Annotated in this window: 15 protein-coding genes; 6 read left to right on the top strand and 9 right to left on the bottom strand. The window is 67.3% G+C overall.

The annotated features are described in order from the left end of the window. Window positions 1-65: 65 nt before the first annotated feature. The 5 genes from rpoC to ACK4JY_RS08275 form a co-directional block, all read right to left on the bottom strand. The gene (rpoC, locus tag ACK4JY_RS08295) at window positions 66-4262 is read right to left on the bottom strand and encodes a DNA-directed RNA polymerase subunit beta' (RefSeq protein ID WP_409604594.1); all 4197 of its coding nucleotides are present in this window, start codon (window positions 4260-4262) and stop codon (window positions 66-68) included. Between the two features lie 95 nt (window positions 4263-4357). Then, on the bottom strand, window positions 4358-8473 hold the full coding sequence (gene rpoB / locus ACK4JY_RS08290; protein ID WP_409604592.1) for a DNA-directed RNA polymerase subunit beta: 4116 nt from the start codon (window positions 8471-8473) through the stop codon (window positions 4358-4360). Between the two features lie 277 nt (window positions 8474-8750). Continuing rightward, complete coding sequence (locus ACK4JY_RS08285; protein WP_409604590.1) at window positions 8751-10118, bottom strand: acyl-CoA thioester hydrolase/BAAT C-terminal domain-containing protein; 1368 nt, start codon at window positions 10116-10118, stop codon at window positions 8751-8753. 57 nt (window positions 10119-10175) lie between these two features. Further along, window positions 10176-10400: a helix-turn-helix transcriptional regulator gene (locus ACK4JY_RS08280; RefSeq protein ID WP_409604588.1), complete on the bottom strand. Its 225-nt coding sequence runs from the start codon at window positions 10398-10400 to the stop codon at window positions 10176-10178. After that, on the bottom strand, window positions 10393-11004 hold the full coding sequence (locus ACK4JY_RS08275) for a hypothetical protein (RefSeq protein WP_409604586.1): 612 nt from the start codon (window positions 11002-11004) through the stop codon (window positions 10393-10395). Before ACK4JY_RS08275 ends, ACK4JY_RS08280 begins: the two co-directional genes overlap by 8 nt. A 154-nt stretch (window positions 11005-11158) precedes the next feature. Between ACK4JY_RS08275 and ACK4JY_RS08270 the strand changes: the two genes are divergently transcribed. From ACK4JY_RS08270 to ACK4JY_RS08260, 3 genes are all read left to right on the top strand, one after another. Beyond that, a complete protein-coding gene (locus ACK4JY_RS08270) occupies window positions 11159-11668 on the top strand; it encodes an FKBP-type peptidyl-prolyl cis-trans isomerase (RefSeq protein WP_409604584.1) in 510 nt (169 codons plus the stop codon). 92 nt (window positions 11669-11760) lie between these two features. Continuing rightward, on the top strand, window positions 11761-13707 hold the full coding sequence (locus ACK4JY_RS08265) for a M61 family metallopeptidase (RefSeq protein WP_409604608.1): 1947 nt from the start codon (window positions 11761-11763) through the stop codon (window positions 13705-13707). Window positions 13708-13722: 15 nt separating this feature from the next. Beyond that, complete coding sequence (locus tag ACK4JY_RS08260; RefSeq protein WP_409604582.1) at window positions 13723-15684, top strand: M61 family metallopeptidase; 1962 nt, start codon at window positions 13723-13725, stop codon at window positions 15682-15684. 38 nt (window positions 15685-15722) lie between these two features. Here ACK4JY_RS08260 and ACK4JY_RS08255 read toward each other — a convergent pair whose 3' ends face one another. The 3 genes from ACK4JY_RS08255 to rplJ all read right to left on the bottom strand — a co-directional run bounded on the left by ACK4JY_RS08255 (window position 15723) and on the right by rplJ (window position 17512). Then, window positions 15723-16400: a type 1 glutamine amidotransferase domain-containing protein gene (locus tag ACK4JY_RS08255; RefSeq protein WP_409604580.1), complete on the bottom strand. Its 678-nt coding sequence runs from the start codon at window positions 16398-16400 to the stop codon at window positions 15723-15725. A gap of 143 nt (window positions 16401-16543) precedes the next feature. Then, on the bottom strand, window positions 16544-16930 hold the full coding sequence (gene rplL / locus ACK4JY_RS08250) for a 50S ribosomal protein L7/L12 (RefSeq protein ID WP_409604578.1): 387 nt from the start codon (window positions 16928-16930) through the stop codon (window positions 16544-16546). 66 nt (window positions 16931-16996) lie between these two features. Beyond that, the gene (gene rplJ, locus ACK4JY_RS08245) at window positions 16997-17512 is read right to left on the bottom strand and encodes a 50S ribosomal protein L10 (RefSeq protein ID WP_409604606.1); all 516 of its coding nucleotides are present in this window, start codon (window positions 17510-17512) and stop codon (window positions 16997-16999) included. A gap of 362 nt (window positions 17513-17874) precedes the next feature. Between rplJ and ACK4JY_RS08240 the strand changes: the two genes are divergently transcribed. The 3 genes from ACK4JY_RS08240 (at window position 17875) to ACK4JY_RS08230 (ending at window position 24318) form a co-directional block, all read left to right on the top strand. Then, window positions 17875-19725 (top strand): DUF4153 domain-containing protein, encoded by a 1851-nt coding sequence (locus ACK4JY_RS08240; protein ID WP_409604576.1) that lies wholly within the window; start codon window positions 17875-17877, stop codon window positions 19723-19725. A gap of 139 nt (window positions 19726-19864) precedes the next feature. Beyond that, window positions 19865-21337, top strand: a complete 1473-nt coding sequence (locus ACK4JY_RS08235) for a sigma-54-dependent transcriptional regulator (RefSeq protein ID WP_409604574.1) — start codon at window positions 19865-19867, stop codon at window positions 21335-21337. A 179-nt stretch (window positions 21338-21516) separates the two neighbouring features. Then, window positions 21517-24318: a TonB-dependent receptor gene (locus ACK4JY_RS08230; protein WP_409604572.1), complete on the top strand. Its 2802-nt coding sequence runs from the start codon at window positions 21517-21519 to the stop codon at window positions 24316-24318. Here ACK4JY_RS08230 and ACK4JY_RS08225 read toward each other — a convergent pair whose 3' ends face one another. Continuing rightward, the gene (locus ACK4JY_RS08225) at window positions 24319-24714 is read right to left on the bottom strand and encodes a hypothetical protein (protein WP_409604605.1); all 396 of its coding nucleotides are present in this window, start codon (window positions 24712-24714) and stop codon (window positions 24319-24321) included.

Below are 24714 nucleotides of genomic sequence, written 5' to 3'. Positions count from 1 at the left end.
CGGCAAAAGAAAAGGGCGGCCTCGTCGCCGGGGCCGCCCTCGTCATTTCACTCCGTCGCCGCAGATCAGCTCTCGCTGTTCTCCAGCTCCAGGGCCAGATCGGCCGGAAGCGGCTCGATGGCCTCTTCGCGTTGCGACGTCAGGACGGCGTCGCGTTCGTTGGCCACCTTCTGCAGGGCGCGGAGGTAGGCGCCGGTGCCCGCCGGGATCAGCCGGCCGACGATGACGTTTTCCTTCAGGCCTTCCAGCGTGTCCTTCTTGCCGTTGACCGAGGCGTCGGTGAGGACGCGGGTGGTCTCCTGGAAGGACGCCGCCGAGATGAAGCTGCGGGTCTGCAGCGACGCCTTGGTGATGCCCAGCAGGACCGGCTGGGTGGTGGCCTGACGGCCCTTGCGCTTCTCGACCTTGAGGTTCTCGGCCACGGCCTCCGCCACTTCCACCGTGTCGCCACGGATCAGGGTGGTTTCGCCCGAGTCGAGGATCTCGACCTTCTGCAGCATCTGGCGAACGATCACCTCGATGTGCTTGTCGTTGATCGGCACGCCCTGCAGTCGGTAGACCTCCTGCACTTCGTTGACCAGGTACTCGGCAAGGGCTTCGACGCCCTGGATGCGCAGCAGGTCGTGCGGATCCGGGTTGCCGTCGATGATGTAGTCGCCCTTGTTGATCAGATCGCCGTCGTGGACGGAGATGTGTTTGCCCTTCGGGATCAGGAACTCGACCGCATCGCCCTGTTCGCCGTCGGCGTTGACCTCAGGCGTGATCTTGATGCGGCGCTTGTTCTTGTAGTCGCGACCGAATTCGACGCGGCCGTCCATCTCGGCGATGACCGCGCAGTCCTTGGGACGACGGGCTTCGAACAGCTCGGCCACCCGCGGCAGACCGCCGGTGATGTCGCGCGTCTTGGCGCCTTCGGTCGGGACGCGGGCGATGATCTCGCCCGGCTTGACCACATCGCCGTTGTTCACGGACAGAACCGCGCCCACCGGCAGCAGGTAACGGGCGTCGGAGCCCGAGGCCAGCTTGGCGTATTCGTCGCCCTTGGTGACGCCCATGGCCGGACGCAGGTCCGCGCCGCGGGGGCTGGCGCGCCAGTCGGAGACGACGCGCTGGGCGATGCCCGTCGCTTCGTCGGTTTCCTCGCGGACCGACAAGCCCTCGACCAGGTCCTCGAAGCGGATCACGCCGCCCACTTCGGTCAGGATCGGAGAGGTGTAGGGATCCCACTCGGCCAGACGCTGGCTGCGCTTGACCTCGGCCCCTTCGGTGACCCGCAGACGGGCGCCGTAGGGGATCTTGTGGCTCTCGCGGTCCTTGCCGTCGACGACGATGGTGACGACGACGTTGCGGCTCATGGCCACCAGATCGCCGTGGGCCGCCTTGACGGTCGGGCCGGTGATCTTGGCGACGCCGGGGTTGGTCGCCTCGTAGAACGAGGTTTCCGCCACCTGGGCCGTGCCGCCGATGTGGAAGGTCCGCATCGTCAGCTGGGTGCCGGGTTCGCCGATCGACTGGGCGGCGATGACGCCGACCGCTTCGCCGATGTTGACGTTGGTGCCGCGCGCCAGGTCACGTCCGTAGCAATAGGCGCAGATGCCGGCTTCGGCCTCGCAGGTCAGGGCCGAGCGGACCTTGACCGACTGGACGCCGGCGCTGTCGATGATCTCGACCTCTTCCTCTTGCAGGTAGGTGTCGGCCTTGAACAGGACCTTGTCGCCGCCCGGCTCCTTGATGTCCTCGGCCGCGTAACGGCCCAGGACGCGTTGACCCAGCGAGACCAGCACGTCGCCGCCTTCGACCACGGCGCGCAGGGTGATGCCCCGCGTCGAGCCGCAATCGTCCTCGGTGACGATCGAGTCCTGCGCCACGTCGACCAGACGACGCGTCAGATAGCCGGAGTTGGCGGTCTTCAGCGCGGTGTCGGCCAGACCCTTGCGGGCGCCGTGGGTCGAGTTGAAGTATTCAAGGACGGTCAGGCCTTCCTTGAAGTTCGAGATGATCGGCGTCTCGATGATCTCGCCCGACGGCTTGGCCATCAGGCCCCGCATGCCGCCCAGCTGCTTCATCTGCGCCTGCGAACCACGGGCGCCGGAGTTCGCCATCATGAACACCGAGTTGATGTCCGGGTTCTGGCCCTTGGCCAGCACGCGGGGCTGGGCGATCTCGCCCATCATCGCATCGGCGATCTTGTCCGTGGCCTTGGCCCAGGCGTCGACGACCTTGTTGTACTTCTCGCCCTTGGTGATCAGGCCGTCGGCGTACTGTTGCTCGTACTCCTCGACCTGGGTCCGGGTGTCGGCGACCAGGGTGGCCTTGGCGGCCGGGATGACGATGTCGTCCTTGCCGAAGGAGATGCCGGCCTTGGCGGCTTCACGGAAGCCCAGCTGCATCATCTGGTCGGCGAAGATGACCGTCGCCTTCTGACCACAGTGGCGATAGACCTGATCGATCAGGTTGCCGATTTCCTTCTTGGTCAGGTTCTTCTCGAGCAGGCGGTAGCCGATGTTGGCGTTATGCGGCAGCAGGGCGCCCAGCTTCATCCGGCCCGGGGTCGTGTCGATGACCTTGGTGATGACCGCGCCTTCGGCGTTCATCTCGGTCCAGCGGGCCTTGATCTTGGTGTGCAGGGTCACGACGCCGGCGTCGAGCGCCGCGTCGATCTCGCCCATGTTGGCGAACAGCTTGCCTTCGCCCTTCTCGCCTTCCTTGACCAGCGACAGATAGTACAGGCCCAGGACGATGTCCTGCGACGGCACGATGATCGGCTTGCCGTTGGCGGGCGACAGGATGTTGTTCGTCGACATCATCAGGACGCGCGCTTCCAGCTGGGCCTCGAGGCTCAGCGGGACGTGAACGGCCATCTGGTCGCCGTCGAAGTCGGCGTTGAAGGCGGTGCAGACCAGCGGGTGCAGCGTGATCGCCTTGCCCTCGATCAGCTTCGGCTCGAACGCCTGGATGCCCAGACGGTGAAGCGTCGGCGCGCGGTTCAGCAGCACCGGGTGCTCGCGGATGACCTCGTCGAGGATGTCCCACACCTGCGGCTGCTCGCGCTCGACCATGCGCTTGGACTGTTTGACGGTTCCGGACAGGCCCTTGGCGTCAAGGCGCGCATAGATGAACGGCTTGAACAGCTCGAGCGCCATCTTCTTGGGAATGCCGCACTCGTGCAGCTTGAGCTCCGGACCCACGGTGATGACCGAACGGCCCGAATAGTCGACGCGCTTGCCCAGAAGGTTCTGGCGGAAGCGGCCCTGCTTGCCCTTCAGCATGTCGGCCAGCGACTTCAGCGGACGCTTGTTGGCGCCCGTGATGACCCGACCGCGACGGCCGTTGTCGAACAGGGCGTCGACCGATTCCTGCAGCATCCGCTTTTCGTTGCGGATGATGATGTCGGGGGCGCGCAGTTCGATCAGGCGCTTGAGGCGGTTGTTGCGGTTGATGACCCGGCGATAGAGGTCGTTCAGGTCGGAGGTGGCGAAGCGGCCGCCGTCCAGCGGAACCAGCGGACGCAGTTCCGGCGGGATGACCGGAACAACCGTCAGGATCATCCACTCGGGCTTGTTGCCGGACTCGAGGAAGGCCTCGATCAGCTTCAGGCGCTTGGAGGCCTTCTTGGCCTTCATTTCCGAGGGACTGTCGGCCAGCTCGCCGCGGTGCTTTTCAGCCTCGGCGTGCAGGTCGATGCCGATCAGCAGGTTGCGCACGGCCTCGGCGCCGATCTCGGCGGTGAAGCCGTCATCGCCGAACTCGTCCTGGTAGCGGTAGAATTCGTCTTCCGTCAGCAGCTGGTTCTGCTTCAGCGGGGTCAGGCCCGGCTCGGTGACGATGTAGTTCTCGAAGTAGAGAACCCGTTCTACGTCCTTCAGCGCCATGTCCAGCATCAGCGAGATGCGCGACGGCAGCGACTTCAGGAACCAGATGTGGGCGACCGGGGCGGCCAGTTCGATGTGGCCCATCCGCTCGCGCCGGACGCGGGCCAGAGTGACCTCAACGCCGCATTTCTCGCAGATGATGCCCTTGTACTTCATGCGCTTGTACTTGCCGCACAGGCATTCGTAGTCCTTGGTCGGGCCAAAAATACGGGCGCAGAACAGGCCGTCACGCTCGGGCTTGAACGTCCGGTAGTTGATCGTCTCGGGCTTTTTGATCTCGCCGAACGACCACGACCGGATCTTCTCCGGGCTGGCGAGGGCGATCTTGATCTGGTCGAAGGTCGGAGTGACCGGGACCGGGTTGAAGATGTTCAGGACTTCCTGGTTCATCTTGATTCCTTCTGCGGGGCTTCCCGCGTAATTTCATGTGGAGAGAGCGAGAGACCGTCCCTCCCCGCTTGCGCGGAGAGGGATCATCCGGTCGGTCAGCTGTTCTCCAGCTCCACGTTCAGGCCCAGCGAGCGCATTTCCTTGACGAGCACGTTGAAGCTCTCGGGAATGCCCGCCTCGAAGCTGTCGTCGCCGCGGACGATGGCCTCGTAGACCTTGGTCCGGCCGGCCACGTCGTCGGACTTCACCGTCAGCATCTCCTGCAGGGTGTAGGCGGCGCCGTAGGCTTCCAGCGCCCAGACCTCCATCTCGCCGAAGCGCTGTCCGCCGAACTGCGCCTTGCCGCCCAGCGGCTGCTGGGTGACCAGCGAGTAGGGGCCGATCGAACGGGCGTGGATCTTGTCGTCCACCAGGTGGTGCAGCTTCAACATGTAGATGTAGCCGACGGTGACCGGGCGTTTGAACTGCTCACCGGTCTGGCCGTCATAGACGATCGACTGGCCGGTGCGGTCGAGACCCGCCTTCTCCAGCAGTTCCTCGATGTCGTCGATGTGCGCGCCGTCGAACACCGGGGTGGCGAAGGGCACGCCCTTCGACAGGTTCCGGGCCAGTTCGACCAGGTCCTCTTCGGACTCCGGCAGCGGGGTGTCGGGGCCGTAGACGCTGGTCAAATGGTCGACCAGCGCCTTCTTCTGACCGCCCTGTTGCCAGGCTTCCAGCAGGCCCTGGATCTGCTTGCCGAGACCGGCGGCGGCCCAACCGAGGTGGGTTTCGAAGATCTGGCCGATGTTCATGCGCGAGGGCACGCCCAGCGGGTTCAAAACGATGTCCACCGCGGTGCCGTCCTCGAGGTGCGGCATGTCCTCGATCGGCAGGATCTTGGAGATGACGCCCTTGTTGCCGTGACGTCCGGCCATCTTGTCGCCGGGCTGAAGCTTGCGCTTCACGGCCACGAAGACCTTGACCATCTTCATCACGCCCGGAGGCAGTTCGTCGCCGCGCTGCAGCTTCTCGACCTTGTCCTCGAAGCGGCGGTCGAGCGCCTTGCGGGCGTCCTCGAACTGCTTCTTCATGGCCTCGAGCTCGCCCATCGCCTTCTCGTCGTCGAGGGCGATCTGCCACCACAGGCCGCGCGACAGCTCGCCCAGCTTGGCTTCGGTGACCTCGCCGCGACCCAGGCCCTTCGGACCCGAGGTGGCGTTCTTGCCGAGGAGCAGGGGCTTCAGACGGCCGTAGACGTTGCGCTCGAGGATCTTGAGCTCGTCGTCGCGGTCCTTGCCCAGACGTTCGATTTCCGAACGTTCGATGGCGATGGCCCGCTCGTCCTTGTCGACGCCGTGGCGGTTGAAGACGCGGACATCGACGATGGTGCCGGCGACGCCGGGCGGCAGACGCAGGCTGGTGTCGCGGACGTCCGAAGCCTTCTCGCCGAAGATGGCGCGCAGCAGCTTCTCTTCCGGGGTCATCGGGCTCTCGCCCTTGGGCGTGACCTTGCCGCACAGGATGTCGCCCGGCTGGACTTCGGCGCCGATGGCCACGATGCCTGCCTCGTCGAGGTTGCGCAGGGCTTCCTCGCCGACGTTCGGGATGTCGCGGGTGATCTCTTCCGGGCCCAGCTTGGTGTCGCGGGCCATGACCTCGAACTCGTCGATATGGATCGAGGTGAAGACGTCGTCGCGCACGATGCGCTCCGAGATCAGGATCGAGTCCTCGAAGTTGTAGCCATTCCACGGCATGAAGGCGACGAGGGCGTTGCGGCCCAGGGCCAGTTCACCGAGGTCGGTCGACGGACCGTCGGCGATCACGTCACCCACCTTGACCTCATCGCCCACGCGCACGATCGGGCGCTGGTTGATGCAGGTCGACTGGTTGGACCGCTGGAACTTCGACAGGCGATAGATGTCCACGCCCGAACGGCCGGCGTCCAGTTCGTTGGTGGCGCGGACGACGATGCGGGTGCCGTCGATCTGTTCAACGACCCCGTCACGACGGGCCACGACGACGGCGCCGGAATCGACGGCGACCACCGACTCCATGCCGGTGCCGACCAGCGGCGCGTCCGACTGAACCAGCGGCACGGCCTGACGCATCATGTTCGCGCCCATCAGGGCCCGGTTGGCGTCATCGTTTTCGAGGAAGGGGATCAGGGCGGCGGCGACCGAAACGACCTGCTTCGGCGACACGTCCATCATGTCAACGTCGGCGCGGATCAGCAGCTGCGAGTCGCCGTTGATGCGCCCCGGAACCAGCTCCTCGACGATCATGCCGTCCTTGAGCTCGATGTTGGCTTGGGCGATCGTGTATTTCGCCTCTTCCATGGCCGAGATGTAGGCCACCTCGTCCGTCGCCTTGCCATCCTTCACGCGACGGTAGGGGCTCTCGATGAAGCCGTATTTGTTGATCCGCGCGTGGGTGGCCAGCGAGTTGATCAGGCCGATGTTCGGCCCTTCCGGCGTTTCGATCGGGCAGATGCGGCCGTAGTGGGTCGGGTGCACGTCGCGGACTTCAAAGCCGGCGCGCTCGCGCGTCAGACCGCCCGGGCCAAGCGCCGAAAGGCGACGCTTGTGGGTGATCTCGCTGAGCGGGTTGGTCTGGTCCATGAACTGCGACAGCTGCGACGAGCCGAAGAACTCGCGCACGGCCGCGGCGGCCGGCTTGGCGTTGATCAGGTCGTGCGGCATCACCGTGTCGATATCGACCGAGGACATGCGCTCCTTGATGGCGCGCTCCATCCGCAGCAGGCCGACGCGGTACTGGTTTTCCAGCAGTTCGCCGACCGAACGCACCCGGCGGTTGCCGAGGTTGTCGATGTCGTCGATTTCGCCATGGCCGTCCTTCAGGCCGACGAGGATCTGCAGCACCTTGAGGACGTCGTCCTTCTGCAGGACGCGGATTTCGTCGGACACCTCGGGGGTCTCCAGACGCATGTTCATCTTGACCCGGCCGACGGCCGACAGGTCGTAGCGCTCGCTGTCGAAGAACAGCGAGTTGAACATGGCTTCGGCGGCTTCCGGGGTGGGCGGCTCGCCCGGACGCATCACGCGGTAGACGTCGAACAGCGCGTCCTCGCGGCCGGTGTTCTTGTCGATGCGCAGGGTGTTGCGCATGTAGGCGCCGACCGTGACGTGGTCGATGTCCAGCACGTCGATGGTGGTGAAGCCGTGGCTTTCGAGCAGTTCGATGGTGGGCGCGTCCAGCTCGTCGCCGGCCTCGGCGTAGATCTCGCCGGTCTCATAGTTGACGGCGTCGGCGGCCAGGTACTTGGTCAGCAGGGCGTCGGCGGCCAGCGACAGCGAGGTCGTGGTGTCGCCCAGCTTCTTGGCCTGACGGGCGCTGATCTTGGTCCCGGCGGCGGCGATGACTTCACCGGTGTCGGCGTCGACCAGATCGAACTCCGGCTTCACCCCGCGCCAGCGTTCGGCCTTGTAGGGCGTGACCCAGCCTTCGCCGCGCTTCTCGTAAGGCACGGTCTCGTAGAAGGTCTTGAGGATCTCCTCGCCGTCCATGCCGAGGGCCATCAGGAAGGTCGTGGCCGGCAGCTTACGACGACGGTCGATACGGGTGTAGACCACGTCCTTGGCGTCGAATTCGAAGTCCAGCCACGAACCGCGGTACGGGATCACGCGGGCGGCGAACAGCAGCTTGCCCGAGCTGTGCGTCTTGCCCTTGTCGTGGTCGAAGAAGACGCCCGGCGAACGGTGCATCTGCGAGACGATGACCCGCTCGGTGCCGTTGACGATGAAGGTGCCCTTGTCGGTCATGAGCGGGATGTCGCCCATGTAGACGTCCTGCTCCTTGATGTCCTTGACCGAGCGCGCGCCGGTTTCCTCGTCCGATTCAAAGACGATCAGGCGCAGCTTGACCTTCAGCGGCGCGGCATAGGTCATGTCGCGCTGGATGCATTCCTCGACGTCGTATTTCGGGTCCTCGAACTCGTAGGAGACGTATTCCAGGATGGCGCGTTCGTTGAAGTCCTTGATCGGGAAGACCGACTTGAAGACCGCCTCGATGCCCTGGTCCTTGCGCGGTCCCGAGCGCACCTCGCGCTGCAGGAACTGCTCATAGGAGGCGCGCTGAACCTCGATCAGGTTCGGCATCTGCACCGCTTCGGGGATCCGCCCGAAGGAGTGGCGGATGCGCTTCTTGCCGGTGAACGAGGTGGCGGTGGCAAACTGACCGTTGACGGCGAGTTCGGCGTTGGACTTGGCCATTCTGTCTTCCCAATCGCGCGAGGCCGGGCAGCCCGCGCTCAATGCAGCAGCCACGGCTCCGCCATTCCGGCGACCCGTGACCATCGGTTTCGGCGTCCACCCTCGGCTTGTTCAGCCAGGACGCCTGAAATGTAGGGCTCCCTTGGGAAGGAGCGCGCCTTCGCACCGGTCGGAGGGCGACAAACCGGGCCTCGGCGCTTTCGCGCGTATCTCTTATGGAGCTAGCGGAACGCGCTGATATACTCGCTTTGACGGCGAAATAAAGGCCCTCGCTTCCCTATCTTTCGTCCGTGCCCAGCGACCGTTCCAGAAAGTCCAGTACCTTGGGCCAGGCATCGGCCTGGGCGTGGGCGTTGGCCCGGGCCGAACCGCCGCCGCGCGCGACTTCCCCGGCGGTCGGGGCCCAGCCGTCGCCGCCAACGTCATGGCCGGCCTCGGGATAGATCAGCAGGGTGGTTTCGCGCCCGGCGGCCGTCCGGCTCGCGGCCACGTTGCGCGCCATCTGGCCGGACCGCCATTCGCGGTCGGCATCGCCCGCCACCAGCAGCACCGGCCCCGGATAGTCCTCGACCCGGATACGAGCGGCGGCCTCGCGGTCAGGATGGGCGGCGCGGCCGTCCTCGTGGATCTTCAGCAGATCGGCATTGCCCGGCCCCGCCAGCAGTCCATCGAGGAAGCCGACATAGAGCATGAACGGCAGCGGCTCTCCCTGATGCGAGAAGGACGAGCGCAGGCCCTCGCCCTCCAGCGTCTCGAGGCCCCAGCCCTCCCACACCAGGTCCGACGGGGCGAAGGCCACGACCGAGGTGATCCAGTCGTATTTGCTGGCCGCGATCAGGGCGAACTCGGCCCCCTTGGAGCCGCCGAACAGGGCGATCCGGTCGGCGTCGACGCCCGGCTGGGTGCGCAGCCAGTCACGCAGCTCCGCGATCTGGTCGATGCGGATGTCGATGAAACTGCCGGGCAGTTCGGCGATTTCCTTGGGTGGACCGTAGGCGCCCCAGTCCGGGGAATAGTAGGGCAGGCCGACCACCGCATAGCCAAGCGAGGCCAGCTTGCGACCGAAGCGGTCACTGGCTCCGGTTCCGCCGTCCGCGCCATGTAGCACCACGATCACCGGCCGCGGGCCGCCCCCGGGCAGGCGAAACAGCCGCGCCGCCGGGAAGCCGGGAATCTCTTCCGTCCCGACGGCCGGCAGGGCTCCGATAAGACGCGTCGCGCCGGTGGCGACGACCTGTCCGTCGACCGTCGCCGTCAGCCGGACCTCGCCGGTCCGCCAGTCTGCGGGCGCGGGCGTCGGGGTCGGCGTCATCGACCAGAACAGGCCGGCGGCGTCGACTCCGTCATAGGTCCCGCCCATCGCCGGGTCGGCCGTCAGATCGATCTCGCCCTGCGGGTCGGCGATGAAGGCGGCGCTGGAGCGCCAGACCATCGGCTCGGGACGCCCGAAGCGGCGTTCGGCGCTGATCTCGACGGCCCGACCGGGGGTCACCCCTGTCAGACGCACGGCGACCGGCCGCCCCTGCAGCACGTCTCCGCCGGGGGTGATCTCAAAGGTCTGGGCCGTCGCCGCGCCGGCCGCCATGACGGCGATCAGGGCCGCGGCGCCCGCGAGGGACCGGAGGGTGTGCTGTCCAGCCGTCATGGATCGTATCCCGTCTGTGCGCCGTGGCGCGCGTTGAAGATGAAACTCGCTCAGTCGTCAGGGCGTCGGCGGCGTCCGCCAGAAGAAGACGTCGTCCACGCCCCGCCCGAACACGTGGGCCAGCCGCATGGCCAGCTCCAGCGAGGGGGCGTAACGGCCCGCCTCCAGTGAAATCACCGTCTGCCGGGTCACTCCGGCCGATCGGGCGAGGGCGTCCTGGGTCATCTCGCCGTGCTCGAAGCGCAGCCGCCGCAGATGATTGCCGATGGCCAGCTCAGCCATTGAGGTCGTCCCCCGGCCGTGCAGCCCAGTAGCCGACCAGCTGGGTCGCATGCTTCGCCAGCGCCGCAAGCAGGATCAGGACCACCAGCACATTGCCGAGGACGAAGGGCTGCAGTTGATCCACCACCGGCGGCGGCGCGAAACCGAGCGTCAGCAGCAGGACCACCAGAAGCCCCGTCAGGGTCGCGTGGCCGACATGGGCTCCGCGCGCGGCGATCTCGCGGTCGCGCTCATCCTTCACCATCCGCGGGGCGCGCACGATCAGCCAGCCGAGGGCGGCGGCGGCGAGCAGGGTCCAGTTGTCCAGCGCCAGGGTGTTGCCCCGGCCGACATGCAGATCGACCTGTTGCGCCAGGGCGGCGATCAGGTGACCGCTCAACACGCCGAGCGCGGCCACGGCGTGCCACGACTGGCGCTCCCGCGCGCCAGGATCGTCGCCGGCCACTCGCCCGCGCGCGTCCCAGTGGCGGCGAACCCCGACCGCGACCAGCAACAGCACGGCCGCACCGATCCAGCCCGGACGCACCGGCCAGGCGAAGAAGGGCCAGGCCAGAAAGGCGCCGAAGGCCAGGCTGATCGCCAACACGCCGAAAATTCTGCTCACACGTACGCTCCAGATGTCTAAATGTAATGTCGAGCGTACATAATGTCTTGTCAAGCAGACAGGCGCCAAAGGGCTGAGCCCCTCCTCCGGCGTTGGTCGGGCGCCTTGCTTCAGCAGGCTTCACGGGAGCCGTTCGGCCCGCTAGCGTCGCCGCATGACACGCATCGCTCTCGCGGCCGCCGCCGCCCTGACCCTCGCCGCCTGCGCTTCCGCGCCGCCCGCGAGCGACCTCGACTTTTCCGGAACGACGAGCCAAGCCAACTGGGACGCCGGCAACGCGGCCTACCTGACCTTGAACGCCGCCCGGAGCGGCTGGACGACGACCGCCTCCGGCCTGCAATACCGCCGCGTGGGCGGCGCCAAACCGTCCGGCCGACAGCCCGCCGCGACCGATACGGTCAAGGTCCACTACCGCGGGACCTTCGTCGACGGGCGCGAGTTCGACAGCTCGTACGCCCGCAACGAGCCGGCGGAGTTTCCGCTCAACCGGGTGATCAAGGGCTGGACCGAAGGGGTCGGCCTGATGCGTGAGGGCGAGACCTTTGAGTTCGTCATCCCCGCCGCCCTCGGCTACGGCGAGCGCTGGGTGGGCGGCGACGAACTGCCGCCCAATTCGACCCTGCTGTTCACCGTCGAGCTGCTCGAAGTGAAGCCTGCCGACTGATCGGAACCCGGAACATGACGAGGATTTAATCCGGCGAGCCGTCGGTCCGCTCTAGCGTGCCGTCAAACCTCAATGACCGAGAGCCTCCGATGATGCGTCCCGCCCGCCTGCTTGCTTCCGCCTGCGCCGCCGCGCTTCTGTTCGGCGCCGCGCCCGCCCTGGCCCAGGTGGGGACGCCGGCGCTTGATCGCGCGCTGGCGCCAATCCCCGCGCCGCGGGACGCGCCCTACCCCGGCGTGATCTCGCTGGACATGGACGCCACGGACCTCGACCGCCGCATCGTCACGGTGAAACAGACCATCCCGGTGACCGGCGCCGGGCCGATGGTCCTGCTCTATCCGCAGTGGATTCCCGGCAACCACGGACCGGTCGGCCCCGTCGACGATATCGCCGACCTGCAGATCACCGCCAACGGCCAGCCGCTGCGCTGGGTGCGCCACACCGTCCATACCAACGGCTTCCAGATCGAGGTCCCCGCCGGCGCGACGGCGCTGGACGTTTCCTTCAAATGGCTGACGCCGATCGACGGCAGCCAGGGCCGCGTGGTGATCACCGAGGACATGCTCAACATCCAGTGGGAGAAGGCCCTGCTCTATCCGGCGGGCTATTACTCCAGCCAGATCACCTTCCGCCCGACCCTGCGCCTGCCCGAGGGCTGGCGCTACGGCACCGCGCTGGACACCGAGAGCTTCGAAAACGGCCTCGCGACCTTCGCCCCGATCAGCCTCGAGCATTTCGCCGACAGCCCGGTGTTCGCGGGGGCTCACTATCGCCAGATCGATCTCGACCCGGGCGGCCGCTCGCCGGTGCGGCTGAACGTGGTCGCCGACGACGCCGCCATGCTGGCCGCCACGGAACCGCATATCGAGCTGCACCGCGATCTGATCGATCAGGCCGACCGCCTGTTCGGGGCGCGGCATTTCAACCACTACGACTTCCTGCTGGCGGTGAGCGACAAGCTGGGCGGCATCGGGCTGGAGCATCACCGCTCGTCCGAGAACAGCGTGGACACGAAATATTTCACGGCGCCCTCTGACACCCTCGGCGACCGTGATCTGCTGGGCCACGAATACGTCCACTCGTGGAACGGCAAATGGCGGCGCCCGGCGGACCAGCTGACCCCGACCCTGAACGAGCCGATGCAGAACACCCTGCTGTGGGTCTATGAGGGCCAGACCCAATACTGGGGTCAGGTGCTGACCACCCGCGCCGGCCTGTTGAGCAAGGAGCTGGAACTGGGCTCGCTGGCCATGACCGCCGCCACCTACGGCCTGAGCCCCGGTCGCGCCTGGCGCGCCATGCAGGACACCGTCAACGATCCGATCATCGCCCAGCGGCGGCCGCAGCCGTGGGGCAGCATGCAGCGCAGCGAGGACTATTATTCCGAAGGGGCCCTGATCTGGCTCGACGCCGACACCTGGATCCGCGAGCAATCGGGCGGCCGGCGGTCGCTGGACGATTTCGCCAAGGCCTTCTACGGCGTCGAGGACGGCGACTGGGATCCCGCCCCCTACACGTTCGACGACATCGTGCGGACCCTCAACGCGGTTCAGCCGAACGACTGGGCGACCTTCCTGCGCACGCGTCTGGACGCCGTCGGCGCCGATGCGGCCATGCCGCTGGACGGCATCGAGCGGGGCGGTTACCGCTTGGTCTTCAGGGAGGAGCCGAACCCCTATCAGAAGGCGCTGTACGGCGAGTACGGACGCAACGACTTCCAGTACTCCCTCGGCATTAGCACCAATAGCGCCAACCGGATTTCGTCGGTGCGCTGGGACTCGCCGGCCTTCGAGGCGGGGCTGACCTCGGGCTGGGAGATCGTCGCCGTCAACGGCCGCGCCGCCAGCCCGGCCGTCATCGCCGCGGCGATCACCGCCTCGAAGGGCAATACGACCCCGATCGAGATGATGCTGAAAAATGGCGAGCGCTTCCGCACGGTGCGGTTCGACTATCACGATGGCCTGCGATACCCGCACCTCGAGCGGATCGAGGGGACGCCCGACCGCCTGGGCGACATCCTCGCTCCCCGCCGCCGCTAATCGCGAGGTAAGACCATGCTAAAATCCACCGCCCTCGCCCTGCTTCTGGTCTCGACCGCCGCCCCCGCGCTTGCCCAGGTCGCGGCCTCGCAGGCGCAGACGCCCCTGCCGGCGCCGACCAGCCTGCCGCGCCCCCTGCCGCCGATCCCGGCGCCGCAGGACCGCGACTATCCCGGGACCATCGGCATCCGCGTCGACCTGACCGATCTGGCGCACAAGGTCATCAGGGTGAACCAGACCGTGCCGGTCAGCGCCGGCTCGCTGGTGTTGCAGTATCCGAAATTCATTCCCGGCAACCACGCCGACACCGGGCCGATCCAGCTGATCTCGGGCCTGACGGTGACGGGAAACGGCCAGCGCATCGAGTGGCTGCGCGACACGGTTGACCCGCACGCCTTCCATCTCGACATCCCGGCCGGCGTCGAGACGATCGAGGTCGGGTTCGAATGGCTGACCCAGCCGGACAATTCGACCTGGCGCGTGGTCATGACCGACGAGATCGTCAATCTGCAGTGGGAGAAGGCCGTGCTCTATCCGGCTGGCTACAGCCACGGCCGGATCACCTTCGCCCCGTCCGTGGTGCTGCCCGAGGGCTGGGACTATGGCGTGGCGCTCGACACGGTCTCGCGCGACGGAAACGTCGCCACCTTCGCCCCGATCTCGCTCGAGCATCTGGCCGACAGCCCGATGTTCGCGGGCAAGCACTACCGCCGCATCGATATCGATCCGGGCGGCCGGTCGCCGGTCCATCTGAACCTGGTCGGCGACACCGCCGCCTCGATCAACGCCAGTCCGGAATGGATCGCCAAATACGAGGCGCTGGTCGATCAGGCCGACCGCCTGTTCGGGGCGCGCCATTTCGATCGCTACGAATTCCTGCTGGGCCTGACGTCGAAACTGGGCGGCATCGGGCTGGAGCACCACCGGTCGTCCGAGAATACCGCCAGTCCGACCTTCTTCACCGCGCCCAATCCCGCCTATGGCTCACGCGGTCTGCTGCCGCACGAGTATGTGCACAGCTGGAATGGCAAATACCGGCGGCCATCGGATGAGCTGGTGGCCAATTTCAACGTGCCGACCCAGAACAGCCTGATGTGGGTCTACGAGGGCCAGACGGAGTACTGGGGCGATGTGCTCACGCCCCGGTCGGGCCTCGGAACGGTCGAGGAAGCCGTCGTCAATCTGGCGGAAGTCGCGGGCTTCTACGACCAGCAGCCCGGACGGGAATGGCGGGCGCTGCAGGACACGACCAATCACAACCTGCTGGGCTATCGCACCTCCAACCCATGGCCGTCGTGGATGCGCGGCACGGGTGACTATTACCGCGAGGCGCTGCTGATCTGGCTGGACGCCGACACCCTGATCCGCGAGGCCACGCGCGAGCGCAAGTCGCTGGATGACTTCGCCAGGAGCTTCTACGGGAGCGAAGACGGCGTCTGGGAGGCGCGGCCCTATACGTTCGAGGATGTCGTCGAGCATCTGAACGCGGTCCATCCGCACGACTGGGCCAGCTTCCTGCGCACCCGGCTGGACGCCGTCGGCCCCGGGGCCGAGGCCCCGCTGGACGGAATCGAGCGCGCCGGCTGGCGGCTGACATGGGTCGACCAACTGACGCCGCTGGAGAAGCGGATGATGGGCGGCTGGGGCAATGACTTCCAGTATTCGCTGGGGTTCAGTCTGGGCGCCGGCAACCGCATCACCGGCATCCGCTGGGGCGGTCCCGCCTTCGAACAGGGGCTGGGCGCGGGCTGGGAGCTGGTCGCGGTCGGCGATCGCGTCGCCTCCGCCGAGGCGCTGCGGGATGCGGTAACCGCCGCCAAGGGCGGCAGCGAGCCGATCGCTCTGGTCATCAAGCGGGGCGACGAGTTCCGCACGGTGAATTTCGCCTGGCATGACGGCCTGCGCTATCCGCGGCTGGAGCGGATCGAGGGCACGCGCGACCGGCTGGCCGACATCTTCGCTCCGCGCCGGCGCTGAGCGCTGGAAGGGGGCCGCTCGCCCCCTTCCGCTTCCTCCTATTTCAGCAGGGCCAGCAGCGCCTCTGCCGCGCCTTCCGAGGAGGCCGGGTTCTGGCCGGTGACCAGCTTGCCGTCGGTGACGACGTGCACGCCCCAGTCCGCGCCCTTCGAATAGCGGCCGCCGTTGGCGATCAGCATGTCCTCCACGAGGAAGGGCACGACATCCGTCAGGCCAACGCCTTCCTCCTCGCCATTGGTGAAGCCGGTGACCTTGCGGCCCTTCACCAGGAATTCGCCGTCGGGGCCCTTCACATGGCGCAGGGCCGCCGGGGCGTGGCAGACGGCGCCGACCGGCTTGTCAGCCCTGGCGAAGGCCTCGATCAGCGCGATCGAAGCCGGGTCCTCGGCGAGGTCCCAAAGCGGGCCGTGGCCGCCGGGGTAGAAGACGGCGTCGAAGTCGTCGGCCGACACCTCTGACAGCGGCCGGGTCGAGGCCAGTTCCGCTTTCGCCGCCGCATCGTCCTTGAAGCGCCCCGTGGCGTCGGTCTGGGCGTCGGGCTCGTCGCTCTTGGGATCCAGCGGCGGCTGGCCGCCCTTGGGCGACGCCAGGGTGATGTCGGCCCCCGCGTCCTTCAGGACGTAGTAGGGGGCGGCGAACTCCTCCAGCCAGAAGCCAGTCTTCTTGCCGGTGTCGCCGAGCGCGTCGTGCGAGGTCAGAACCATCAGAATCTTCACGGGGAGGCCTTTCGATTGGGGAGGCACGGCAGGTGGGAAGCCCACGCCCTGCCCGCCACCCCAACGAAAACGGGCCCGGAGGTTTCCCTCCGGACCCGTCTGAGGTCTTCCTCCCCTTTCGGGGCGGACGGCTGATCCAGATCTTACTTGATCTGGACCTTGGCGCCGGCTTCCGTCAGCTTCTTGGCGACTTCGTCGGCGTTCTGCTTGGAGACGTTCTCGACGACGTTCTGCGGAGCGCCTTCGACCAGGTCCTTGGCTTCCTTCAGACCGAGGTCCGAACGCACGCCACGGACTTCCTTGATGACGTTGATCTTCTTGTCGCCACCGTCCAGCAGGACGACGGTGAACTCGGTCTGCTCTTCAGCGGCTTCGGCGGGGGCGGCGCCGCCACCACCGGCCGGCATGGCCATGGCCACCGGAGCAGCGGCGCTGACGCCCCACTTTTCTTCCAGCAGCTTGGACAGTTCGGCGGCTTCCAGAACGGTCAGTTTCGACAGGTCTTCAACGATTTTGGCGAGATCGGCCATGGGTAGGTTCCTTCGGAGGATTGGGTTTCAGTAGAGAGTTTGCAGAGATGAAAGAGGCGATGTCGCCTACGCGGCGTCCTTCGAGGCGTACGCGCTGAACACGCGGGCCAGTTGGGAAGCCGGGGCTTGCACGACGCCGGCGATCTTGGTCGCGGGGGCGTTGAGCAGGCCGAGCAGCGAAGCGCGGATCTGATCCAGCGACGGCAGTTTGGAGAGAGTCTCCACGCCCTTCGCGTCCAGAACCTTCTCACCCATGAAGCCGCCCAGAACCACGAACTTGTCGTTGGCCTTGGCGTATTCAGCGGTGATCTTGGCGGCCGTCACCGCGTCGTCGGCATAGGCGATGCCCACGGGACCCTTGAACAGGCCGTGGTAGTCGCTGCCTTCGTCGGCTTCGAGCGCCTTGAGCGCCAGGCGGTTCTTGACCACCTTGAACGTGCCGCCCTCTTTGCGAAGGCGTCCACGCAGGTCTTCCATGTCCGCAACGGTCAGACCCAGGTTGTGGGTCACGACCACGGCGCCCGCGTCGGCGAAGACGCCCTTGAGCGTCTCGATCGACTCGGCTTTTTGAGCGCGGTCCATTGCGGTCTCCAGTCTGGTATTCGCCGCCGGGCTTATTCCCGACGACGGATTGGCCAAAGCGCCGCGCATCGCTGCGATGCGTTCAGGCCGGTCGTAATGTCCGAAGGAAGCTCAAACCCCGTGCCCCCGGAAACCGGGTGACGTGGTCGTCTGCATCCCCATCTCCCCACGGCGTCAGAGGGCTCTCTGACATTTATGGTCTGGGTGACCCCCAGACCCCGAAGTTCTCGGACAGGACCGCCGCGGCGAAAAGCTGCGACGGAAGAGGCGCGCTCTATACACGGAACGGGCGGGAACTCAAGCGCGGGCCTAGGCAGGGATGCATAAACCGGGTCACATGCCACCCGATCGGGGAGGATCGCATGACGGACGCCATCGAAGCCACAGGCCGGGACAGCTTGGGCCGCATTGGATCGCCGCTGCTGGTTGCGGCGCGGCTGGCTATCGGCCTGTTGCAGGGTGCGGCCCTCTGGTGGCTGTACCGTTCGGCTGCGCTTTTCGGAAGGGTCTGCGAAACCGCCGAAACCTGCGCCAAGGACCTGCACTGGCCGGCCACCCAGCCGGAGGTGTTCGGGCCGCTGGCGATGATCCTGGTCATGGTCCCGGTCCTGATGCTGGCCGGGGTCGGGCGCATGCGCTGGCCCGTGCTGCTGGCGTGGGGCGTCGCCGCGACCGCCTTTCTCGCCCTGCTGGGCTGGCACGGCGTGGCCAGTCAGGGGGCGGCCGAATACGGCTCCGGCCGCTATCCGCCGTTCCTGCCGTGGCCGATGCCGTTCTTCGCGGCCACGGCCCTGTTCATCGGCCACCATCTGGTGCTGCCCGCCGACCTCGAGCGGCGGTGGATCGCCGCCTTCCCGACCTATTTCGACACGGCGTGGAAGGCCGGGGTGCAGCTGGTCCTGTCGATCGGTTTCACCGGCGCCTTCTGGCTGCTGCTGTTCCTCGGCGCCGCCCTGTTCAATGTCATCGGCCTCGACTTCCTGCGCGACCTGATCGGCCAGGACTGGTTCTCGATTCCGGTGACCACCGTCGTCTTCGCCATCGCCGTGCACCTGACCGATGTGCGCGACGGCCTGATCCGGGGTGTGCGCAGCGTCGCCCTGATGCTGCTGTCATGGCTCCTGCTGTTGATGACGGTGCTGGTCGCCGGCTTCCTCGCCGCCCTACCCTTCACCGGTCTGGACGGTCTGTGGGAGACGGGCAGCGCCACCGCCCTGGTGCTCTCGGCGGCGGCGACCCTGATCATCCTCATCAACACCGCCTATCAGGACGGGCGGGCCGACAATCTGCCGCCGGCGATCCTGCGCGGCGCGGTGCGCGTCGCCGCCGTGCTGCTGACGCCGCTGGTCCTGATCGCCTTCTGGGGTCTGGCCCTGCGCATCGGCCAGCACGGGCTGACGCCCGACCGGATCATCGCCGCGGCTTGCGCCGTGATCGGCGCGGCCTATGCGGCCGGCTATGGCTTCGCCGCCCTCAGCCCGTTCTGGCGCAAGGGCGCGGGCTGGATGCAGCCGCTGGAGCGCACCAATGTCGCGACGGCGGTGCTGGAGATCGCCGTCATCCTCGCCCTGTTCAGCCCCATCGCCGATCCGGCGCGTCTGTCGGTCGCCGATCAAGTCGCCCGGCTGGAGCGCGGGGCGGTGAAGCCGGATCAGTTCGACTACCGCTTCCTGCGCTTCCAGAGCGGCAAGGCCGGCGAGGCGGCGCTGGAGCGGCTGACCCGATCGTCGGATCCGGTGGTCGCGCGCAGCGCCCGCAACGTGAAAGCGGTCACGAACCGCTGGGACAACGCTGACATTGGATCGCCGAACCGGACGCCCGAGTTCGAGGTCGTCCCCGCCGGCGCGGCGCTGCCGCAGGGCTTCGCCGTTCCGGTCCCGCCGACCGACGAGCGGGCGAAATGCGACAAGTCGGCGGCGTGTGTCGCCACGGTCCGTGACCTCGACGGCGACGGAGCCGTGGAAGTCCTTGTTGCAGATGAGCGTAGCATCGCGCTGTGGGCAAAGAGTGAGTCCAGCGGCTGGGGCCGGCGTGGCAACTACCGGCCAGGTTGGTGTCCCGGTCAGCCGAAAAGGGATGCTCGTGACGTCTTGCGCGGCGAGCCCCCCAGATTCGCGCCGCCTCGTTGGCCTGACTTGATCATTCCGAGTGATCAACACGTCGAAGAAGTCAGCCACCTTGAAATGGAGCGGGCCTGCACAAGGCTGCCCTAAGCCACTCAAGCTCGCCCGTTAACCCTGCGCTCACCACCCCGCACAACCCGATCTTCACCTTGTGCGGCCTAAAACGTCCCGGAATGAGCCAGTCCCGCCGCAACGAGGACCGGCCTGACGTGATGATGAAGGGCGCTCCATGGCCAAGACCGTACTCGTGGTCGACGACGATCCCTCCCAGCGCCGTCTGGCGCAGGCGGTGCTGGAGCGCGAGGGCTATGCCGTGGTCCACGCCGAGTCCGGCGGCGAGGCCATCGACCGGCTGACCAAGGGCGGCGGCGCCGATGTGGTGCTGCTGGACATGATCATGCCGGGCATGAGCGGCATGGAGGCCCTCGCCGAGATGCGCACCGCGGGCGTAACCACGCCGGTGATCGTGCTGACCGCCTCGGGCGGCGTCGACGCCGTGGTCAAGGCCATGCAGGCCGGGGCCCAGGACTTCTTCGTCAAGCCGGTTTCGGCCGAACGTCTGCTGGTCGGGGTCCGCAACGCCCTGCAACTGACCCAGCTGACGGCCGAGGTCGGGCGGCTGAAGAAGCACGTCAGCGGCCGTACCTCGTTCGACGATCTGGTCGGCCAGAGCGCGCCAATGCGGATGGTCCGCTCGCTGGGCCTGCGCGCCGCCAAGTCGGGCATTCCGGTGCTGATCACCGGCGAGAGCGGCGTCGGCAAGGAAGTCATCGCCCGCGCCCTGCACGGCGCCTCGGACCGCGGCGGCAAGCCGTTCGTGGCCGTCAACTGCGGCGCCCTGCCCGTCAATCTGGTCGAGTCGATCCTGTTCGGCCACGAGAAGGGCAGCTTCACCGGGGCCAGCGACAAACACCTCGGCAAGTTCGCCGAAGCGAGCGGCGGCACCCTGTTCCTCGACGAGATCGGCGAACTGCCGCTGGACATGCAGGTCAAGCTGCTGCGCGCCCTGCAGGAGGGCGAGATCGACCCGATCGGCTCCAAACGGTCGGTCAAGGTCGACGTCCGCATCGTCTCGGCCACCAACCGCGACCTCGCCGAACAGGTGCGCGAGGGGCGGTTCCGCGAGGACCTGTTCTACCGCCTGAACGTCTTCCCGATCGAGGCCCCGGCCCTGCGCGACCGGCGCGAGGACATCCCGGCCCTGGTCGACCACTTCATCGGCCGCTTCAATGTCGAGGAAGGCAAGCGCGTCGCCGGCTGCGCCCCCGAGACCCTGGCCCTGCTGTCGGCCTTCGACTGGCCCGGCAATGTCCGCCAGCTGGAAAACGCCATCTACCGCGCCATCGTGCTGTCCGACTCCCCCTTCCTGCAGCCGCACGACTTTCCCGCCATCTCCGGCGTCGCCGCTCCCTTCCTGCCGGCGGAGGGCGGGCCGGACGGTCAGGCCGCCGACGGACTGGCGGCGATGCTGGCCGCCGGTGTGGACCTGCCGCCACTGCCCGACACGCCTATCCGCATTCTCGACGAGCGCGGTCATCTGCGGACTTTGGAGGAGATCGAGCGCGACCTGATCCAGCACGCCATCGAGGTTTATGCCGGTCACATGTCCGAGATCGCCCGCCGCCTCGGCATCGGCCGCTCGACCCTGTACCGCAAGGTCCGCGAACAGGGCCTCGAGGGCGCGATCCGGGACGCGGGCTGAGGCCCGCCGGCGACGCCTTCAGAAGGACTGCAACCTGAACGAAAGTTCACTCAGGTCCGACGGCCCCGTCGTGCGACAGCACCGGCGGCGCCCCGGCCCGTTTCGCGCTTGCAACACGACGGAAATGCCGGGGCGGCACGTTCAAGCCCATTGTCTCTCTCCTCCCGGAACATCGCCGCATGCTGCTCGTGACCACCGCCCTGTCCGGCCTTATGGCCGGCATGATCCAGACCGCGCCGGCGCCCGCGGCCCAACCGGCTGTGCAGCAGGTTCCCCCGCCGGCCGCCTCCGGGCCGGTCGCGACACCGCAGGACGCGGAGCCCCAGGAGGCGACGCCCGAGGACGCGACGCCTGCCCCGACCGCCGATGACGACGACCTCGACGGCGCCGTCGATCTGGGCACGATCACCGTCTCCGGCCAACGGCCGCGCGGCAGCGTCGACAGCGACATCCCGCCGGATCTGACGCTCAGCGCCGAGGACATCCAGTCCTATGGCGCGGGCAGCATCGCCGAACTGCTGACCTATCTGGAGCCGGTGACCCGCAGCTCGCGCGGTTCCGGCGGCCAGCCGGTGATGCTGGTCAATGGACGGCGCATCTCGGGCTTCCGCGAGATCCGCGGCCTGCCGCCCGAGGCGATCGAGCGGGTCGACATCCTGCCCGAGGAAGTCGCCCTGCAATACGGCTACCGGGCCGACCAGCGTGTGGTGAATTTCGTCCTCAAGGCCAATTTCCAGTCGCTCACGGCCGAGCTGGAGGGCCGTTTGCCGACCTCCGGCGGCCGCTCTGTCACCGAGGTCGACGCCAATGTCCTGCGCATCGCCGGCGGCGACCGATGGTCGATGGAGCTGGAGTACGAAAAGGCGACGCCGCTGTTCGAGAGCGAGCGCGACCTGGTGCGTGATCCGGGGTCCACGCCCTATGACCTGATCGGCAACATCTCTGGAAATCCGTTCGATACCGAGATTGATCCCGCCCTGTCCGGCCTGGTCGGCGAAACGGCTACGGTCGCGCCCGTGCCGACCGGCGGATATGGACTCGGCGATTTCGCCGCCGCCTATGGCGATCCGCGCACCGGAGATCTGGGCATCTCCCGCACCCTGATAGCCGCCACCGAGAACACCACGCTCGGCGGAACGGTCAAGCGCGACATTAACGGCACGACGCAGGTCACCTTCAGCGGCAGCCTCGAGGACAACAGCAGCCGCAGCTTCAACGGCCTGCCCGGCGTGGTGCTGAACCTGCCCGAGACCAATCCCTGGTCGGACTTCTCCGACGATGTTCTGGTCTATCGCTATCTCGACGACGCCGCCGCCCTCGGCCGCAGCACCGACTCGCTGACGGCCGGGGCCGGGGTTCTCGTCGACGGCTTCCTCGGCGAGAACTGGCGCTGGACCTGGTCCGGCGACTATAACCGGGTCGAGACGGACACCGTCACGGGGCGCGGCTACAACGCCGCCCCGTTCCAGACCCGCCTCGACGGGGGGGACGCCGACGCCAATCCGTTCGCGACCCTCGTCCCGGCCGACTTCGCCCTGACCCCCAACGACACGGCCAATTCGGTGTCCGAGGCGCTGGCCACCGAAGTGGTCCTGAACGGGGATGTCTGGCAGCTGCCGGCGGGCGACATTTCCTCGACGTTCAAGTTCGGCGCCGACACCCGCTCGCTGGACTCGATCAGCACCCGCTCGGGCGTGACCACCGAGCGGTCGCAATCGCGGGACCGCTACAGCGGCCAGGCCAGTTTCGACCTGCCCATCGCCAGCACCCGCACCGGGGTTCTATCGCAGCTCGGCGACCTGTCGGTCAATTTCAACGCCGGCTACGAAGACCTGTCGGACTTCGGCGGCCTGGCCATCCTGGGTCTGGGCGTGAACTGGACGCCGCTCGAGATGGTCTCCTTCCTCGTCAGCTACACCGACGAGCAGGGCGCGCCGACGATCGGCCAGCTGAACGACCCGGTGATCTCGACGCCCAATGTTCCGGTGTTCGACTTCGCCACGGGCGAGACGGTGCTGGTCAACCGGGTCGAAGGCGGCAACGCCGACCTCGACGCCGAGGACCGCCGCGTCTGGAAGGCCGGGATCACATTGCGCCCGTTCAAGGAAGAGAATCTGTCGATCAGCTCGACCTGGACCCGCAACGCCACCGACAATGCGATCAACAGCTTCCCGACCATCACCCCGGACCTCGAAGCCGCCCTGCCCAGCCGCTTCAGCCGCGACGCCGACGGCGATCTGATCGCGATCGACTCCCGGCCGATCAACTTCGCCCGGGCCGAGCGCGAGGATGTGCGCACGGGCTTCAACTTCTCCAAGGCGTTTGGAACGCCGACGCCGGCCGCAGCCCAGCCCGGAGTCGGCGGGCCGATCGTGGTCGGCGGCGGTCCCGGCGGCCCCGGCGGCGGCGGTCCCCGGAGTGGCCGGCGAGAGGGCGGCGGCGGACCGATGGTTCGCATGGGCGGCGGCGGCGGTCGAGGCGGCGGCGGCATGCAGGCCGGTCAGGGGCGTTTCATGCTGTCGGTCTACCATACCTACCGGATCCAGGATCAGATCCTGATCGCCGAGGGCCTGCCGATCCTCGACCTGCTTGACGGGGCGGCGACCTCCAGCCGCGGCGGCACGGCCCGCCATGAAGTCCAGGCCCAGGGCGGGGTGTTCAAGAGCGGCATGGGAGCCTTCCTTCAGGCCAACTGGCAGGACGGCACCCGCATTGACGGCGGAACCGGTCCGGACCTGAATTTCTCCAGCCTGGCGACCGTCAATCTGAACATGTTCATCGATCTCGGGGCCCAGACCAAATGGGTCGAGAGATATTCGTGGCTCAAGGGCGCGCGCCTGCAGTTGGGCGTGCGCAACCTGTTCGACAGCCGCACCGAGGTCACCAGCGCCACGGGCGACACGCCGCTGAACTACCAGCCGGATTTCCTCGATCCCGAGGGGCGCACGATCAGCCTCTCGCTGCGCAAGATCCTGTTCTGATCAGCCGTCCGCCGGCCTGGGGGCCTTGCGCCCCCAGCGCCGTTTCGGTTCCTCGCCGCGGGCCTTGGCGGCGATTTCCTTGAGCTTGCGGCCCTGCATCGCCGACAGGGCCTGACCCGGCGCGCCCAGTTCGGGATCGCCGAAGGCGCGGCCGTGGGTCTTCACCCGCTCCGAAACGGAATCGAGGAACTCGCCTTCCCATTCGGACAGGGGGATGCCGGCCTTTTCGGCGGCCCGACGGGCGCGCCGCATGGCGTTGAGCGCGGCGCGCTGGGCCGCCTTGCGTTCGGCTTCAAACGGACTGGCGGGCGGCTTTTTTGCCGCCCTATCGCCGGAACGGCTGCTTGAGGGCGATTTCGAACCGCCCTTGCCGCCGCCAAAGCCGGTTCGCTTCAG

The organism is Brevundimonas sp. (genome assembly GCF_046295595.1).
In the GTDB taxonomy this organism is placed as follows: Bacteria; Pseudomonadota; Alphaproteobacteria; order Caulobacterales; family Caulobacteraceae; genus Brevundimonas.
This window is presented reverse-complemented; position numbering and strand designations above follow the sequence as displayed.

Excerpts from the sequence above, each read along its gene's own strand:
- ACK4JY_RS08260 (WP_409604582.1), top strand. The coding sequence starts at position 13,723 with ATGCTAAAATCCACCGCCCTCGCCCTGCTTCTGGTCTCGACCGCCGCC.
- ACK4JY_RS08270 (WP_409604584.1), top strand. The coding sequence starts at position 11,159 with ATGACACGCATCGCTCTCGCGGCCGCCGCCGCCCTGACCCTCGCCGCC.
- rpoB (WP_409604592.1), bottom strand. The coding sequence starts at position 8,473 with ATGGCCAAGTCCAACGCCGAACTCGCCGTCAACGGTCAGTTTGCCACC.
- ACK4JY_RS08230 (WP_409604572.1), top strand. The coding sequence starts at position 21,517 with ATGCTGCTCGTGACCACCGCCCTGTCCGGCCTTATGGCCGGCATGATC.
- ACK4JY_RS08265 (WP_409604608.1), top strand. The coding sequence starts at position 11,761 with ATGCGTCCCGCCCGCCTGCTTGCTTCCGCCTGCGCCGCCGCGCTTCTG.
- ACK4JY_RS08235 (WP_409604574.1), top strand. The coding sequence starts at position 19,865 with ATGGCCAAGACCGTACTCGTGGTCGACGACGATCCCTCCCAGCGCCGT.
- ACK4JY_RS08280 (WP_409604588.1), bottom strand. The coding sequence starts at position 10,400 with ATGGCTGAGCTGGCCATCGGCAATCATCTGCGGCGGCTGCGCTTCGAG.
- ACK4JY_RS08240 (WP_409604576.1), top strand. The coding sequence starts at position 17,875 with ATGACGGACGCCATCGAAGCCACAGGCCGGGACAGCTTGGGCCGCATT.
- rplJ (WP_409604606.1), bottom strand. The coding sequence starts at position 17,512 with ATGGACCGCGCTCAAAAAGCCGAGTCGATCGAGACGCTCAAGGGCGTC.
- rpoC (WP_409604594.1), bottom strand. The coding sequence starts at position 4,262 with ATGAACCAGGAAGTCCTGAACATCTTCAACCCGGTCCCGGTCACTCCG.
- rplL (WP_409604578.1), bottom strand. The coding sequence starts at position 16,930 with ATGGCCGATCTCGCCAAAATCGTTGAAGACCTGTCGAAACTGACCGTT.
- ACK4JY_RS08285 (WP_409604590.1), bottom strand. The coding sequence starts at position 10,118 with ATGACGGCTGGACAGCACACCCTCCGGTCCCTCGCGGGCGCCGCGGCC.